9 protein-coding genes and 1 pseudogene are annotated in these 17,814 nt (G+C 56.2%); 9 read left to right on the top strand and 1 reads right to left on the bottom strand.

All coding sequences use genetic code 11. The features are described from left to right. The first annotated feature begins 16 nt into the window (after positions 1 to 16). From V3C20_RS13310 to V3C20_RS13275, 9 genes and pseudogenes are all read left to right on the top strand, one after another. Positions 17 to 472, top strand: a complete 456-nt coding sequence (locus V3C20_RS13310; RefSeq protein ID WP_130084744.1) for a hypothetical protein — start codon at positions 17 to 19, stop codon at positions 470 to 472. 130 nt (positions 473 to 602) lie between these two features. Continuing rightward, positions 603 to 4,004, top strand: a complete 3,402-nt coding sequence (locus tag V3C20_RS13305; RefSeq protein ID WP_130084745.1) for a hypothetical protein — start codon at positions 603 to 605, stop codon at positions 4,002 to 4,004. After that, entirely contained in the window at positions 4,001 to 5,614 is a 1,614-nt protein-coding gene (locus tag V3C20_RS13300) for a hypothetical protein (protein ID WP_130084746.1), read from the top strand. The genes V3C20_RS13305 and V3C20_RS13300 overlap by 4 nt, the downstream gene beginning before the upstream one ends. Positions 5,615 to 5,683: 69 nt before the next feature. Beyond that, the gene (locus tag V3C20_RS13295; protein ID WP_130084747.1) at positions 5,684 to 6,229 is read left to right on the top strand and encodes a hypothetical protein; all 546 of its coding nucleotides are present in this window, start codon (positions 5,684 to 5,686) and stop codon (positions 6,227 to 6,229) included. A 5-nt stretch (positions 6,230 to 6,234) separates the two neighbouring features. After that, entirely contained in the window at positions 6,235 to 6,915 is a 681-nt protein-coding gene (locus V3C20_RS13290) for a hypothetical protein (RefSeq protein ID WP_130084748.1), read from the top strand. A 20-nt stretch (positions 6,916 to 6,935) separates the two neighbouring features. After that, on the top strand, positions 6,936 to 7,268 hold the full coding sequence (locus V3C20_RS13285) for a hypothetical protein (protein ID WP_130084749.1): 333 nt from the start codon (positions 6,936 to 6,938) through the stop codon (positions 7,266 to 7,268). A gap of 1,688 nt (positions 7,269 to 8,956) precedes the next feature. Beyond that, positions 8,957 to 9,232 (top strand): annotated as a pseudogene (locus tag V3C20_RS13500) (hypothetical protein); the annotation flags it as partial. Between the two features lie 108 nt (positions 9,233 to 9,340). Next, positions 9,341 to 9,856 carry a glucosaminidase domain-containing protein gene (locus V3C20_RS13495; RefSeq protein ID WP_343160562.1) on the top strand — a complete coding sequence of 172 codons (516 nt, stop codon included), beginning with the start codon at positions 9,341 to 9,343 and terminating at the stop codon, positions 9,854 to 9,856. An 85-nt stretch (positions 9,857 to 9,941) separates the two neighbouring features. Next, positions 9,942 to 17,105 carry a hypothetical protein gene (locus V3C20_RS13275; protein ID WP_149874448.1) on the top strand — a complete coding sequence of 2,388 codons (7,164 nt, stop codon included), beginning with the start codon at positions 9,942 to 9,944 and terminating at the stop codon, positions 17,103 to 17,105. On the opposite strand, the gene V3C20_RS13270 is transcribed toward V3C20_RS13275, so the two are convergent. Then, positions 17,092 to 17,802, bottom strand: coding sequence for a hypothetical protein (locus V3C20_RS13270; protein ID WP_130084752.1), 711 nt, complete (start codon positions 17,800 to 17,802; stop codon positions 17,092 to 17,094). The two genes, V3C20_RS13275 and V3C20_RS13270, sit on opposite strands and share 14 nt — an antisense overlap. Positions 17,803 to 17,814 lie beyond the last annotated feature (12 nt).

Below are 17,814 nucleotides of genomic sequence, written 5' to 3'. Positions count from 1 at the left end.
CCATTATTGAATTATCATGGCAACACTTAAAACAAATATCGCTGAAAAGCAAATCGCCCTGGCGGACCGTACCGGTCTGGCTACTGTTCCGCAGCTTGCGGCTATTCATACCGGAGCCGGAGTCCATGTGGCTACGGCGGAGTTTACGATGCCCGCTTCCGTGGCGGCCGGCGATTTGATCGCCATTTGCAATGTTCCGTGCGGAGCCCGTGTTTTGCCCCAGCTTTCCTACATTGCTTCCGAAGGCGTGGGGACGCTGCAGCTGACCGTAGGCACGCAGGATGCGGCGGACGCCTATTCCGCTTCTCTGACTGTGACAGCCGCCGGTACGTACCAGCTGGCCAAAGGCTCCCAGGCGGTTTCCATCAAGCCGATGGATTCCACGACGATGCTTTATGCCAAGGTAGGCGGTACACCTGCGGTTACTGCCGGCAAGAAGCTTGTTTTTTCCATTGCCTACGGAATCCAGTAGTTTTTTTCGTTGGTTTGTCCATAGGGCCGTCCTTGCATGGGGCGGCCCTTTTTTTACGGCCGCCCGGCAAGAAGTAGTGACACTCGCCAACTTGCGCCCGTTCCCGCGCTCCATTTATAGTTGAAAGCAAATGAAGAGGATTTCTTTTAATGGGGGCGAGGTGTCACCCGGCATTGGTGGGCGGCCTGACCTGGACGTGTACCATCGGGGGGCGTCCGTGCTGGAGAATGTGGATGTTTCCCAAACGGGTGGAGTTGCCCGCAGGCACGGGATGAAGAGGGTGATTGCCGCCCTGGAGGGGTCCGTGATGGTTCCCTATGTGTATTCGACGGCTGACCGGTTTCTGGTTGAGGTGAGCCCCGCGCTGCTGCGCGTGTTGTCCGTTGATGGCGATGTGGTGGCTTCCCTGCCTTCCGTTTGGGCAGCGGGGGATGTTTCCCGGTTGCGGCACAAGCAGGTGAATTCGATGCTGTTTTTGGCCTGCCCCACGCACGAGTTGATGGTGCTCAAACGAGATGATGACGGCACGTTTTCCCTGGCTCCCTATGAGTTTAAGGCCCGTCCCTGGCGCTACGAGGAGTACCGCGAGTTCCCGGTCCGGCTGACGCTGGACGATGGCTGCTACAGGCTTTCCTTCGGGGAGCATTCCGAGGATCCTGACGCGGCCACCAACGAAGGGGACGTGATGCGCGTTCAGGTGACGGTACCCCAGCAGACCGGGTATAGTACGGGTGCTGTGATCCGCCAGGGCTGGGTGATTGCCAAGGCGTTTACTGCGGCATCGACTTATGCCGCCGGAAAGAAGCTGTGCGTGAATGAGGGGAGTTATTGGTCCTGGTGGTCCTGTGACAAGGATTTCAATGGTGCGGCGGATTTCGTGGACGGTCTCACGTCACCGGCGGATTATCCTGATTTTTTCCACAAGGGGGTTGTTTGCCATTCCAATACGATTACCTGCAAGGGTACCTGGAAGTTCTGGTGCAACAAGGAATGGTATGGTACCTACGCTGTGGAGCGCCGCTATCCCGGAGATGATTGGCAGTTGCTGGGTACTTCTACTTCGCGTATTGATGCAGCATCCAACATGCAGATTACCGGGGACGAGAGCGAAGAGGAGTGTTATTTACGGCTGATGCTTTATGAGTCCAAGCTGGGGTCATCCACGGATCCTTCCAACGGGTTTCCTCCTGATTCCTGCGGCAATAAGCTGGTGGTGGATGCCTACCGCAAGGATGTGGTGCTACAGCTGCGTTCCGGCGGACGGCCTGCCACGGTTCAGCGGTTTACGATTCCCGCCACGGCTACGCTGCGGCATTTCCTGACTAATACGGTTTCATCCATCAAGGCAAGCCGCGTGTGGGTGGATGATGTGGAGCAGGTGGGGGCCTCCGCCGTGCTGACACTGGGCAAATCGGGCATCGACGTGACGCCCAAAGGTTTGGCTGCCGATGCCCTGGCCGACGGGCAGACAGTCCGGTTTGCCTGGACCGAGCCCAGGAAGACGGGGAGGATTTTCGGGCTGGATTTCCGGGGGATGAAGACGGTTTATCTTCCTGCAGGGGCCAAGTTCGATGTTAACCTGGGCGCGAATTTTGGACGGGGCCGGGGCGCTGTGGTAAGGCTGACTGCTTTTTCTTCCGCCGATGTACAATACACGACGACTTGGGAGAGCAGGACGGATATTTATACCACTCCTTCCAGCGGATTTTATACACTGTATATTGTTGCCAACAACGGCAGCACGCTTGAGGCCACCGAGTGTCAGGCGGAGATTTCAGGCGTGGCTTCCGCCGTGGTCAAGCCGGATGTCCAGGAGGATGCGCCGAGTCCGGCCGCCTTGTCCACCTGCGACGTGCTGCGCTTTACGCTGCCCCTTTCCCCCACGGCCAAGGCTCATTTTTCCACATATGGCGTTCCCGCGATCAAGGCACTGGTGATTGATGGAGTACGCAAGACAATCGAGTGCGAGGGGTTGGTAGATGGCGATAATCTGATTATCAAGCCCACGGGATTGACAACGGATGATATTGCCCAGGGGCAGACCGTCCGCATCGAGTGGGCCCAGGCCGCCGAGAGTTTCAGCGCCAAGACCTCCCAGCAGACTGGGACCCGGTGGCTGACGAGGTTTTTGCCTGCCGGTACTGTCGTCTCACTGAAAGGGCATATTGATAACTACGCCGGCACGCGCAATGAGCTGCCTGCCGGCGTCGGTGTGTATAAGTACTGGTTCCAGGCCAACAAGGAGGGGGATATAGCGTATTACACCATGTCGGGAACATGGAGAGCGCCGGCGGACGGCCATTATTTGATTTATGTTCCCCTGGGGTTTCCGGCAAATGTCGTGCAGTGGGCTTCCGCCTCTGCATCTATTCCGGCCTGTACTGGACACTTCGAGGCGGAGGTTTCCGAGTTGGTTGCTTCCGCGGAGTATTCGCTGTGGGATAATGTTTCCGTGATTCCGGAGGGGGTACCGCCGTCCGGGGAGTCGCTGATGTGGAGTTTTGCCGCGTTCCGGGGCGTGTATGGGTTTCCGTCCCTGGTGGATGTGTTTCAGCAGCGGTTGGTGCTGGCCGCCACGCAGGCCCAGCCGCAGACGGTGTGGTTGAGCAAGACGGATGATCTTAATAGTTTTGAGGTGGGCAAGCAGGATGATTCCGCGCTGGCCCTGACGCTTTCCACGACGACACAGAACCGGGTTTGCTGGCTGATGGCCCAGAGTTCCCGCTTGCTGCTGGGGACGGCGGACGCGGAGTGGGTGGTTTCCGGCGGCCAGGGGGTGATGACGCATGAGAATGCCAGGGCGGATAGTCACGGGTTTGTGGGGTCTTCCGATGTGCCGGCCCTGATGGCAACCGATAAGGTGCTGTATGTGGAGCGCGGCGGAGGGAGGGCTTATCAGTTCGGGTATGATTATGAGACGGACGGCTTTGTTTCCCGTGACTTGACCGTGTTTGCCGATCATGTGCTGGCCCAGGGAGGTGGAGTGACTTCCGGCGATTTTATGAGGAAGCCCCATCCGCGCGCCGTGATGACCCTGGCGGACGGCACGATGGCTTTGATGACCTACAATTCCATGCATCAGGTTCACGCGTGGCACCGGCACAGAACGGAAGGGAGGATGTCCAATGCCGTGGTGCTTCCCAATGGGAACAGTGATGATTTGCTGTTTGTAGTGGTGGAGCGCGAGGACGGCCGGTTTATCGAGGTGTTTGATCCGGACGGTCCGTTTGTGGATGCCGGAGCATGGGAGTTTACGTCCACCGTGGTGACTAATGAGCTGGATGTGGTGGAGAGTTTGGGCAAGGATAGGCAGGCCGCATCTGTGCGCGTGTTTTTTGCTTCCGATACGGATCCGTCCGGGGTGGAGGTTTCCAATGATGGCGCCGCCTGGGACAGGCTGGGCAAGACACGGATGATGGAGCGTGGATGGCACGAGGTGCTGACCGGTTCCCGCTGGAGCCGCGGCGCACGGTTTGGCATCCGGGTTTCCGGGGACCGTCCTCTTGAGTTTTTAGCTGTTGATGTGCTATGACGGAGCCTGCGGATACAAGACCGGATTGGAAGGAGCTGCTGGCCGATCGCTGGTGGCGGCTGAATCATCTTTACTGGATTGAGGATAAGGATGGCCGCATGGTGCGTTTCCGCCCGAATTGGGCGCAGCAGGATTTGTACAATAATCTCTGGTACCGCAATACTGTCCTGAAGGTGCGACAGTTGGGGATTTCCACGTTTTGCGCGATTTATATGCTGGATTTGTGCCTGTTCGGGCAGAACCAGCATTGCGGGATTATTGATAAGACTTTGCCCGACGGACAGGCGAAGCTGCGCAAGATTGCTTTTGCCTACGAGCATCTGGATTTTTTGCCGGAGAGTCCGACGATGGAGGACCGGGCTCTTGCTGCCTTGGGAAAGAAGATTAAGGAGAGCTGCCCGCTGGTGGAGAGCCGGACCCAGCGCATGGCCTGGTCCACGAACGGCTCCGTGGATGTGGGTACGAACCTGCGCGGTTCCACCCTTCAATTTCTCCACATTTCCGAGTTTTCCTACACAGCTTTACATGATCCGGCCCGGGCGAAGAAGATCCGGACGGGGGCTTTGAATGCCGTCGGGAAGAATAGCGTGGTGGTGATGGAGTCCACCCACGAGGGGGGCAAGGCCGGGCTGGCCTACCAGCTGATGGAGCAGGCCATGGAGATGGTGGGCAAGCCTCTTTCCAGTCTGGATTTCAGGTTTTTCTTTTTTTCATGGATCCGGCACAAGGAGTATTGCCTGGAGGGAGTGGAGCCGAGGCTGGATGATTTTTTGGTGGAGTATTTTGCCGATTTGAAGAAGCGCTACGGGATTGAGCTGACCGAGGGGCAGAAGGCGTGGTACGCGACCCAGTACAGGGCCAACGGGCCGGAGGTGAAGCAGGAGTTTCCCACGGTGCCCGAAGAGGCTCTTCAAACGTCCGTGGAGGGGGCGATTTACGGCAGGTGGATTTCCGCCCTGCGTGCCGAGGGGAGGGTTGCCGCCGAGTTTGAGGCGGATGAGGTGGCTCCGATTTATGCTTCCTGGGATTTGGGGTTGAGCGATTCCACGGCAATTTGGCTGTGGCAGGTGATTGGGGGGAAGTATTACGCGCTGGATTATATTGCCGGGAATAATCAGGCGGTTGATTTTTATGTGGGGCAGATACGGATGAGGGAGAGGGATTATGGCCCGATTGCCCTGCACCTGCTGCCACACGATGCGGCCAGGAGGGATTTTTCCAATACGTCTTTTGAGTCCGTTTTACAGAAGGCGGGGTTCCGCACGGCGATTGTGCCGCGCACGTCCGATGTGTGGACAGGGATTAATGCGCTGCGCAATATGCTGCGGTTTTGCACGTTTCATGAACGCTGCAGCAGGAGGCCGGAGATTAACGGGAAGAAGTATATTTCCGGGCTGGGGTCTTTGGAGTTTTACCGCAGCCTGCCGCCGGGTTCCAACGGGTGCGTGAGGGAGATGCCGCTGCATGACGAGTGTTCCCATGGGGCGGATGCCGCCAGGACGTTTGCCGAGGCGGTGAGCCACGGGCTGGTTTCCGGGCATGCCGGCGTGCCGGAGAGGGAGAAGAGGCCGCATAAACGCCCCGATGTTTTGAGGGGGATGCTTTATTGATGGACTCCGGCAAGAAGTAGTGACACTCGCCAACTTGAACGAAGTGCGCCCTCATGCGATTTTTGAGGGATGGATAAGCTGACGTTTTTTTCACAGTGCCTTTCCCTGCTGGGGGAGCAGGAGTATGTGCTTGATTCTCCTGCGGCCAGGGCGTGCGATTTGTGGTTCCCCTCCGTGATGCTGGAGGCCGTGTCCTACGGGCCGTGGTCGTTTGCCACGAAGGAGGCCGTGCTGGAGTGCCCGGAGGGCAATGGGCGGTTTGAGGTGCCGGAGGATTGCCTGAAGTTGTTGAGGGTGGAGGCGAGGCATTGGCGCATGGCCGGCCGCACGGTGGTTTGCGAGGAGCGCCCCTCCCGCCTGCAGGTGCGGTTTTTGTCCAATGATTTGGCCCTGGGGGAGAGGCTGCCGGATAACGAGCCTTTGTTTGTGGAGGCCGTGAAGTGTTTGCTGGCTGCCAGGATTGCCGCGACGGTGACGGGCAAGCCGCAGAGTGTGGGCGTGTTCCTGGATTTGTACAGGCGCTATATTGCCGACGCCCTGCACCAGGACGTGAGCCAGCGGGGGAGCAATGACCAGCATCCCCTGAAGGGTATTTTAAACCGTTCCATTTTTTAAATGTCATGGGTAGCATTGGTTCATACGCAACGAATAGGGGCATCGCGCAGAGCGCCCTGGCACAGGGACGCGCGGCCAGGGAGGCCGCTTACGTGAATGCGGCCAATACGGAGGCCGAGTCCGCTTCCGCCCTGCGGCTTGCCGCCGAGAATATGGCAACAGCCAGACGCAATCAGACGGCGGCCACGGCTTCCGTGCGCGCCGCCCGCGGGGCTTCCGGCCTGACGGCGGAGGGAAGCGGGCTGAAGGCGGAGCTCACTACCGCAGAGATTTTGGAGAAGCAGATTTCCGATATGTCCCTGGGAGCGGCTATCAATGACCAGGGCAAGCGCCATGAGGCAGCCATGCAGCGATGGGAGGGGGATGCCGCGCTGGTGAGCGCGCAGAATCAGGCGGCGGCTTACAGGTCCGCGGCGAATGGAGCCCTGGTTTCCACGGGGATTCAGCTTGGAGGGGCGTTGATTGGCGGCATTGGGGCCGGGATGGGGGCGTTTGGTTCCACCACGGCCGCCCAGGGGGCTTTTGCCGGGTTCAATTTGGGAGGGCTGGCCGGGAGCGTGTTTCCCGGTTCCACGGCAGATTCCCGCATGGGGATGATGGAGCTGGGGTCCTGGGCGGCGAGTCCGGCCAAGAGTGATTTCAGTTTTTATAGTTATGCACAGAAGTTCAACCCTTTCTTGAGATAATGAATGCGTTTGATGCGACCGTGAGTGCTTATGCAGAGGTGGGCCGGGATTTGTGGACGGATGTGAAGGATTGCGCGTCCATGGGGCTGGCTTTTGTTTCTCCCGACGAGGTGTGTCTGGCTCTGCCTGCCGACAGGCTGGGCGAGTTGTGTTTTCCTCCAGAAGAGATGCCGGCGCTTCCAGACAGATGCCTGTTTGTGTGGTGGGCTGCCGGGAGGCCGCGGGAGCTGGCCCGCCTGGCGCGGCAGTTTGCCCGCCGAGGTTTTACGCATGTGGCCTGGCAGCGTTTTTTGCGCGGGCCGCAGGTGCATGTTTTTTCCATTGATCAATTTACCAATTACACAACACGATGAAAGAGATTCCTTTATACGGAGGGCCGTCCCTGCGGACGGCGAAGGCTGATCCTGGTACAGCGGCACGAGCCGCCAACGGGGACCAGGGGCAGATGCTGGGTGGTTCCATTCAGAAGGCCGAAGAGGCCCTTCAGGGGAGCGCCGAGGCGTTTGCCAGGATTTCCGATTTTGGCGAGATGCAGCGCCAGGAGGTGGAGCTGCGCCGCATCCGGGACGAGTCCGATGCCGAGTTTTCCCGGATGCTTGCCTATGCTCCGGGGACGAAGGATAGCGTTTTTAATAATGACGGGTCGATTATTAAGGGGCGGCTTGATGATTTGGCTTTCAAGTTCGGTCAGCGGATTGAGAGTTTGGGCGGGACGTTTTTCAGTCCGGAGGTTGCCATGAAGGCCCGTGGCGTGATGGAGTCCGTGAAGGCGAGCCTGCCGGAACGCTATTGGGGGCTGGCGGCCAAGCACCAGTTGAGCGTGGCCCGGCAGGCTTTTGAGACCAATTTGAAGCTGGCCGAGGAGAAGGAGGATTGGGGAGGGTATGAGTCTTCCGTCATGGGCGGCGTCCAGTCCCAAGTGATTTCTCCGGCAGAGGGAGAATTGCGTTTGCTGAGAGGAAGAAAGAAGGCTTCTCTCCAGAATTTTAATAATCTGGCTGCAACCAATCCGGCAGGTGCTTATGATTTACTGGATAGCGAGGATTACAAGAATCGATTTTCTCCATACGAACTTGATGCGATGCGCCGGAAGCTGGCCAGCCAGGCAAGGCCAGCCGCCGCGGATAGTTTTTTCAATTCCTTTGTTTTGACGCGCAAGAAGGATAAAGGGAAATCTGGGACAAAGAATGATGGACCGGAGTGGACAGGATTTTACACAAAGAAAGAATGTGGATGGATCCGTGCTTTTGAAGCCGGGAAAGGAGCTATAGTGCGCCCACAAATTGCTGCTGCTGCTGCCGAAGAGGCAAGGGCATTTAATCCTTCCTTGTCTCAAGAGGAAAGCGAGGTAGCCAGGGATGCCTATATTCAGAAGTATTCCCGGTTTGGGTTGGAGAAGGAGTGGCTGGGGAGACAATGGACTGCCGCTGATGACATGCGTAAGAAGCTGAAGACTCCCACTATTGACATTAAAGGACGTCTGAATCTACTGGAGAAAAAGGGAACCCTTTTGAATCAGCAAGCTTTCAATGCAGAGAATCAGCCCTACAGCGATGAGGAAGGATGGAAATCCGGGGGGAAGTTCCGTGATGAGTTTATGGGGCAGTTGGGATTGACTCCAACGGAGACAAATAAAAGCGCCATGGCCAAGTATATGGCGTATGCGCGGGCTAATCATGCCGCCGGGTTGCGCTCCCAGATTTCCGAGCGGTTCCACTCCTGGCGGGAGAATGACGGCAAGGACGCCACCCAGGCGGAGCAGCAGGCGAAACTGATCAGTCTTACCCGGGAGATTACCGGGAACAGGGATATTTCTTTTGTGGATGAAGGGGTGAATCAGATGGATTCCAATATTGCCAATGCCAGGGATGCTCAGAGGAGCAGGTTTGCCCAGTGGGCTGTGAAGAGCGGCAGGAAATATTGGGTGGATTCCTCCGCTCAGGAAGCCCCCATGCAGCGCGTGAGCCTGGGGTTTGATTCCACCAGAAAGGATTTGCCTGCCGGTATTTTGTTACCCAGAGAGATGGTTCAAGATTTATTTCCTACCCATGCCAAAGGAATGATCGAGTCCGGCAATATTGATTTGAGTGCACGTCCCGTCGTCCGAAATGCCGACGGCTCCATCAGCACGGTGCGTTCCATTTCCGTGGGGATTGACGGGAAGGAATATCTGATTCCCACTGTTTCCGAGGATGGCAAGGTTCTTTCCGAGGACGATGCCGTGAAGCAGTTCAAGAAGACGGGCAAACACCTGGGCGTGTTCGATTCTCCGGAGGACGCCACGGCGTATGCCAGACGGCTCCACGAGGGACAAGATGTTCTTTATGGTGATGGGTTAAAGGATTATGTGGTTGAAGCAACGTTCGATAATGAGCATTTCCGCCGCTTCCGCGTCGTGGGCACATGTGAAGGGGATTCTCCTCAGATGTCTTATGCCGTTGCGAGACAGGGTTTTTATGATGCCGGCAGGTCCTTTGCTGTGGATATGAGGATTATTAAAGGAGATACGGATGAGCTGATGAAGCAGCAGGATGCAGCCCTTCCTACTGGTAAGGCAGTAAAGATAAATAAATCCGCTCTACGTGGACTGGCCCCTTACGAGCAGGCTTTTTACGATGCAGGGAAGAAGTACGGCGTGGACCCGAAGCTATTGATAGCTATTGCCATGCACGAAACCGACAAAGGGACGAGCCCTGCCTTTCTCCGCAAGAACAACGCCATGGGGATCAGCCCCAACGGAGGAGGTCCGCGCGATTTTTCATCCGTGGAGGAGAGTATTGATTATGCCGCTCGCCTTCTCAGAAAACATTACCTGGACAAAGGGTTGACGACGATTGCAGCCATTGGCGGGAAGTATGCTCCAGTGGGAGCGGATAATGACCCTCGGAATCTCAATCAGCATTGGGCCAAGGGCGTACGCAAGTATTACAATTCTCTTTAATTTTTATTTTTAACACGTTATGAATGATTTTTCTTTTTCTGAAGGTAGTTTGGCAGGTGTGCCTATCGAAGGACTCCAAGAGGAGGTGTTTGCACCTCAGTTGCAGGTAGAAGATGCTGCGCGCGTCACAGGTCTTGAGCCTATCAGTGAGATTGAACAGCAGAATTTTAAGGGCATTGATGTGATGGAACCGCCTCCTCCTATCGGGAGCGATCTGGATTTTGGGGATGCTCTTGAGGTTTACGATACGTTGGAGGATGGACCGTCGAAGTTCGCTTTACTTAATGAGTTGGATAGGTGGGAGCGCAGGCAGGTACTGGAGGATTACAAGAGTCCGCTGGGAGAGAGGGAGCGGAGAGAGTATCAAGAGAAGATTGAACGGATGGATGCCCTGGGGATGGATTGGAAGGCACATCCCGAGGCCAGGAAGAAGGTTGTAGAGGCTTATGGCGAGGAGTGGACACAGGCTTTTGAGGCTACTCCGGATGAGTACAAAGGGCGGGTGCGCGGAGAGAAGGTTTTAGAGGAGTTTTACGCACAACCGGGGGATAGGGACGGTGATTCCATGATCCGGTTTTTGTCTTCCGTGGATGCTCCGGAAGGCATCCGCGGGAGCAAAGACGTGTGGGATAGATGGTTTGCGAGGCGAAAACCTTTTATGAAGGCGCAGGAGAAGGAAGTGGCCCTAGGCAATTCTTTTTTTGGCAAGTCCGTACCTGTGATGCACGCTTTGTTGAATGGGGAGAGCCTTTCTGACGCCCTGGACCGTCATCCGGGATTGACTCCGGAGGAAAGGAATTGGGCAATGCTGAATTGTGGATATGGAACCAAGTGGAGGCAGGCTATCATGGACGCCGGTGATTGGCTTAAGGCGCGCGGCTACGGCTTTTTGGATGACCGGGCTGTGCAGGATAAAGTGGATGAGCTTCAGGCGGAAAGGGAGAGGTTGAGCAAGACGCCGGCAGGGGCAGTGATGCTGAGCAGAAAGAGAGGATTTTCATTTAATAAGAGCGAGGAGGCTCTGGTCCTGGATGAGCTGCCTTCCATTACGGATGATTCCGCCTATGAGCTTGGCCGCGATCTTGCGGAGTTAAAGCTGAAGAACGAGGAGGCTTACCGCATCGTGGTTGGGTTGGCGATGATGGAAGCGGATGAGAGACGCAATAACGGGTTGCCTGTTGTTTCTACTTTTGCGAGGACGCTGGAACATACGCTGGACAGTACGGCTGATTTTTACAAGAAGGCGGCCAGAGCCGCCTCCGTGAGTCTTAATCCGGCGGAGGCATATCAGCCCAATGTCCATTCGTCCTACGCAAATAGCTTATGGAGTAGTACCCAGCAGTTTAATGAGGACAATTACAGGAAGGAGACCAAGTACGAGCGCGAGGTGGTGGATGAGATTGTGAAGATTAAGAAGTCCATGGAGGATTCTCCGGACGGAGCTTCCTGGCTGCGAGGGTCTTTTGATATGCTTGGTTCCATAGGTGCTTATTCTCTTGATTTTGCATTGACCAGAGGAGCCGGGATGTTTGCAACTGTGACTAATGATCAGACGATTGAGATGCAGGCACGCGGACATTCCGATGCGGAGTCTTACTTGCGAGGGACGGCTGCCGGCGTAGCGGAGTGGGCTTCCGAGATGGGGGGCGGGTTGTTTTTTAAGAGGAATATGAAGTGGCTGGCCAAGAGGTTTCCTTTTATGCGGAGCTCCGCCGCGGTGATTGCCGGTCCTGTGGATGCTATTAGAAGGGAGGTTTTCCGGCGCACCTGGGCGCGCACGGGGGCGTTTATGCTTGGATCAGGTTTTGCGGAGTCCATGGAGGAGGTGACTTCCCCGACCATGTTGTACCCTGTTGATAATGCCATTGCATGGGCATTTGGGAGCAAGGACGGGATGAGTGTGGATGATTGGTGGGAGCAGGCCAAACAGGCTGCTGATCCTGAGTTTATCGGTGCGTCTATCATGTTCGGAGCCGTAGCTGGTGGAGCCCAAATTCCGGCGTTTGCACGGGAGGCGCAGGTTTCCCGGGTGAGTGCTCCGAAGATTATGGGGCTGGGTGTGAACCGCGCCGAAGCGGAGAGGATTGCCAATATTGTGGACCCCGTGGAGAAGAACCGGGAGATTTTCCAGGCCGCGTTGAGCATGTCTGACCGGGCGGCCCAGCTGGAGAACGTGCGCCAGGGTTTTTCTTCCATGAAGGAGGATTACTCTTGGCTAGCCCGGCAGGAAGCCTACCAGGCGGAGGTGGAGCTTCTCAACCTTCCCCGCGTGGAGGATTTGGGGGATGGTCATTGGAGGTTTACCACGACAGTCAGGGATGCGGAGGGGCAAGAGTCTTACGATGTTCTGGAGCTGAGCGAACAGGACGCCACGGCACGGATGCAAGCCCTGCTGCACGACGGGATTCGCCTGAGGATGCTGGAGGCCCAGCAGGCGTTTGCCGTGAATAGGACGATTGGGCAGCTGGAGGGTTCCGGGAAGTACGTGTTTGAGGATATGGGCCGTGCCGAGACAGTGGAGACGGCCCGGAAGCTGGCCGAGGCCGCCCGGCTGCGCATTGCCGAAGGGGCGGGTGTAAATGCAGAGGCTGCGGACCTGGGGACGCGGATGACATATGGGCAGGCGGCCAGGATGGATAGTACGTTTGAGGGGCGCGTGCAATTGGGCGTGGAGCGCGGAGAGGTTGCTTCCGCCAAACGGGCCCGGAGCAATGCGTACCGTGTGGCGATGAGGAACGGACAAACGCTGATCCGTTTTCACAAGGGGGAGGTGACGGTGCCGGAGTTGCTGGAGGAGGTGCTGGAGACGCATCTGACGGAGGATATGGAGCATACGAAGCATAGTCTGGATTGGTATGCGAATAATCTGCGAGCCCTTCAGGACGCGTTGCAGAAGGAGGGGTTTTTGTCCCACGGGAAGGGTTTGATCCGGAAGGATGGGGAGGTTTCCGTGAAAGATGTGATTGAGGGGATGAGCATGCTGGCCAAGGGCGACGTATTGGCCCGGGCCGCGGATATGAGGCTGCCCCAGTGGATGAAGGATTTTCTGCAGATGGTGCGCCAGTGGGTTTCTTCCGCCAAGGCTCTGCTGGATTTGGGAACGGGTCTGCACGAGATGGAGCGCCGCCGGCTGGCGGGGGAGAGCGTGCCGATTGATGCGGATTTCGCCCAGACGGTGTATGCGCTTTCCAATAACCTGGAATCCTACTGGATGCAGGAGGGGGCACGGCAGGGAGAGACTGCGGTTGAGCAGATAGTGAAGGAGGTGGCCGGCAGCGGGGTTTCCCTGTCTCTCCGCGAAGGGTCAGGTGTGACTCCGGAAGAAATGCTGGATATCCAACAACGTTTGAAGGAGTGGGTTTCTCCTGAGAGTATGGAAATGGCAAGAGGAAAGAGCCGGGAAGAGATTTTCCGGCTTTTCGGAAATGAGTTGGAGCCGATTGCCGTTATTCCGGACAAGTATGTCCGCATGTTCGGTTCCGATGTCATGGATAACCGGGTGTATTCCGGAAAAGGGTATTTTATTGATCACGCCGTGAACCATCATCCGGAGGTTTTTCCGCATGAGTATGCGGATATTCATAGGATTTTATCAGCTCCTGACGAAGTGGCTCTTGATGACCGAACCGAAGGAAGAAGCAAGTTTATTTTTATTAAACGCCTTAAAAGAACGGGTGTTGTAGTTATTGAGCTGGGAGAAAATGATTCCGGCAAGCTGTTTCTCCACAAGACGTTTTTCAACCGTAAGGGGAAGGTTTATCCCAATTTAAAACGGCTGGAGATCAAGGAGTCATCGTCTGTGGACGGCCCGGTCACAATCAGTCAGACTTCCAAAGAAGCCCCCGGCAGAAGCCTTTCTGCTCTTGACGACGTTTTTTTAATAGCAGATTCCAGCCGGGCTGTCAATGACAGCAGCGGGGAGCATGACGTTTCCCTTTCCCTGTCCGAAGATTCCCCGCTGCTGACCGTGAGCCGCGGAACACAGAGTCTGGAGGTGGTCCACCGGATTGCCGCCGACCTGCGTGCAGACGCCGCCACCTGGGGGCGCTACGCCGGGAAGACGGATGAGGCGGCGTTTCTGGTGAATGTAGGCAGAAATATCTCCATGGTGAAGAGCGCCCTGATGCACCTGCCCGCCGGGTACCGCGTGGCCGTGAAGCCCTACATCGACCGGTTGCAGATGTTGGCGGAGCTGGCGGCCAAGGGGAAGATCGACGAGACGAGGATGGTGAATATATTTGCCCGCCGAGAGATGATGAGAGAGTGGAGGATTGAGAGTGAAGAGTGGAGAGAGGAGGCGGAAGAGACTGCCGGCATTGCCGCCCGCGTAGCAGGAAAGATGACCGGGCGTGGTCCTACCAAAAAGTTCACCAGGGAGGTGTTTGAGGATGAGATGGAGAAGGTGCGCAAGGCTTGGGCGGAGAACCGCCTGCATGAGCTGATGGCCGAGATGATGGAGAAGGCCGCCGGGAGGCTGGAGGCTCTGGCCAGGGACGGGATTGCCGCCGGGATTGCGAGGATGCTGGACCAGGTTCTCATTATCCGCAAGAAGAAGGGGAAACAGCAGAGGGGGAAGGTTTCCATGGAGGCTTACACCTATCTTCAAGAACAGGTGGTTCCCCTGCTACGGATGACGGCGGAGGAGAAGGAGGCGGCGATGAATGAGGCTGCCGCCGAGATGGAGAGGCTGGAGAAGGGGCATCCCGACCAGATGGATGGCGAGGCTGTGGCCCGGATGGATGAGCTGAATGAGGAGCTGACCCGCCTGGCCCTGTACGGGAATCTGGAGGGGATGAGCGTGGACGAGGCGGAGGCCGCCGCGAAGGCGCTGGAGATTTATATTAATACGGAGAAGGAGGGATGGGCCACCGTGCAGGAGGCTGCTGCCGAGCGGTTGAATGCGATTGGCCGGAAGATTGTGGAGAGGTTTAACCAGACCGGGAAGAAGGCCGATGAGAATTCCTTGAGAGCTGCCAATGAGAAGTTCCACGGGAAGGTGAGTTTCAAGAATTTCGGCGATTTCATGGAGAATATGGACCAGCTGCTGACGCGCATGGGGAAGATGCCCGCCCTGCAGGAGTTCACGGCCGATATGCGCAGCCGGCTGACGAATGCGTTCCAGCAGATGAGGGATGCCCGCGGGCTGCGGGCGGCGGCCGTGCAGGATTTGTATGAGAGGCATCTTACGGAGAAGGTGATGAAGGCCCGGAAGGCTGGCAATATGGCCGGCTGGGTGGCATGGTTCAAGACGAGCCATGATACGGGGATCCGGCTGAATGGGTGGGTTACGCAGACGGCCCAGCTGACTTTGGAGCAGGCCCGCGAGGTGCGGGAGATGGATGCCCGGCAGAGGAGGGAGTTTGTCCGGAAGCGCTGGGAGGAGGGGATGGAGTTTTTTTCCGAAGAGACGCTGGATGTTTTGCTGGCCCGCCTGAAGGAGCATGAGGATGCCGCGGCCCGGGCGAAGGCCGAGGGGAAGAGGCCGCGCTACCGGAAGTATGTGACGGCGAACGTGTCTTTCAAGGGCGAGGAGGGTTCCCCGCTGGTGCTGAGCCGGGATAATGCCCTGTACCTGGTGCTGCAGTCCGAGCAGGAGAGTTACCGGGAGATGATGAAGCAGCAGGGGTATACGCCGGAGGTGGTTGCCGCCCTGAGGGAGTATGTGGGTGAGGAGGGGATGGCGATCGGCTACGGGCTGCGGGAGCTGCTGAAGGCCCAGGGGGATAAGATCGGGAGGCTGTACGAGCAGGTGACGGGCGTCCCCTTCCCCCGCGTGGAGAATTATTTCCCGGCCCGGTTCTGGGCGCTGGATGCGATGAGTGACGCGGATGCGGCGGATATGATTTCCGGCGTGCCGAACACGAAGGGAGGCAACCAGGGCTGGCAGAGGGTGAGGACGAAGCACCACCGGAGGCTGGATACGAGCGTGGGGGCGCTTTCCGTGTTCTGGGAGGCGACGGACATCACGGATCACTGGTATTACACGCAGGATGTTACGGCAGATTTCCGGGGGCTGCTGCGGCGCCGGGAGGTGGCGGAGAGCCTGGTGGCGAATTTGGGGAAGGATGATTTTGTGAGGCTGCGCCGCTGGGTGGATTTGCTGGAGCGGGCCGGGGTGGTCCAGGGCCAGGCGGTGGGTTCCCTGGATAAGTTGCTCAATGCGATTTATTCCGGACAGGCGAAGGCGATTCTGGCGTTCCGGTTTGAGACGCTGATGAAGCAGGGTTCCGCCGTGCTGAATGCGTGGATCGGGGATCCGAGCATCGGGTTGCTGGATTACCTGGGCACGATGGCGATGTTGCGCAATGGGACGGCCCAGATGGGGGTGATCCAGATGTTGAAGAGCGCCGAGTTCCAGGCGCGGCTGAATGACCGGGTTGACGTGGAGAGGTTGTCCCGGCTGAGGGATGATTCTTCCTACACGCTGGCGGAGGCCGCGCTGGTGTGGGGGATGAACGGGATTGAGTACACGGATGTGTTTTTTAATGCCGTGGGGTCCGCCGCGCTGTGGAATATCAAGTTCCGGCAGGCCGTGAAGGCCGGCGTGGAGGAAGGGAGGGCGAGGGATGAGGCGTGGCAGGCCGTGAGGAATGCGCTGCATTCCGCCCAGCCCCAGACGTGGATTGACAAGTCGTTTGGCGGGCTGCACCGCGGGGCGTTTGGACGCGCCATTTTTTACATGATGAGCGAGAATTTTAATAAGACGGCCGCGATTTACGGGTTGGCCAGGGCCGGGTTTGCCCCAGGGGTGACGTCCAGGCAGCGGTGGGCATCTTTGTCCAAGGCCGGGAAGGTGTGGCTGGCCTATGGGGCGTTTAACGCGATTATCGGCGCCATGCTGGATTGCATGAAGGACGATGAGGAGGAGTGGGAGAAGCGGGGTTGGCAGGGGTATCTTTATGCTGCGCTGGCCGGGCCGTTTGCCGGGATGCCGCTGGTAGGGGAAGCCGTGGAGTGGATGTTTTCCGAGTTGCTGGGAGCCAAGGTTTATACGGGTTCCGCAGGGCGTGCCATGATTGATTTCCGCTCAGGCTGGAATGCCGCCTGGAAATTGGGTGAGATGATACAGGAGGGAGGCCATGAAGCCGGGGATTACATGAAGCAGGTAATCCGGCTGGGCCGATTCTTTGGCGCTGTGGGAGGGGTTGCCAGCAAGTGGGGGCCGAAGGCGGTTCAAGCTGCCGGGCAGTATGTCACTTTGGGGGCTGCGCTGATGAATCCGGTGAAGACTGTAATTAATCAAATTTAGAATGATGAGAACAATTCATACAAGGCGTAAGATGCTCTATTTCATTTTTCCTAATGAAATTTCGAATTTTCCCAGAAAAATTAACCATGAATATTTCTATAAATTTTTCTAAAATAGAAGAAATGATTACAAATAATGTATTTAAAACAATGATTAATAGTAAGTTTACCGCATAGGATATGTTTTGATGAGAATAATCCCTATTGAATAACCATGTCAAACATTTCACAAGAAATAACATAGATATCTTTAATAAGGATAAAATACACAATAATAAAAACCAATATGCTAACGGAATTAACAACAGCAATAATGGAAGAAGGCTTGGTACTATCTCTCTTCCAGATTTTAAGTCTACATAATAATAACACAAGATAGTGGTAGAAATAATAATAGATATAATAGCTAAAATTTTTCCTACGAACGTCAAACTTGTGGTATTTTTATATTTCAATCCTTCAATAAGTTCCATCAATGTTAGATGCTGACCTTTAAATGATTTTAACCAATCAGAAGGATAGAGAGACTGGCTATTTATTTCATCAATGTTAAACGGAATTTTTACTATTTTATTATGAGATTTGACAATAGTATTGAGAATCGATAATACGATTCCTACTATAACAGTATGAAAAGCAAATATCAGATTTAAGGTAATACCCAACTGATATAATAAAATAACAAGACCTTTGTCCATTATAATATTTAT

This window comes from Akkermansia sp. RCC_12PD (assembly GCF_036417355.1).
GTDB lineage: Bacteria > Verrucomicrobiota > Verrucomicrobiia > Verrucomicrobiales > Akkermansiaceae > Akkermansia.
Note: the sequence above shows the minus strand (reverse complement) of the source record. Positions and strands in the feature narration are given on the sequence as shown.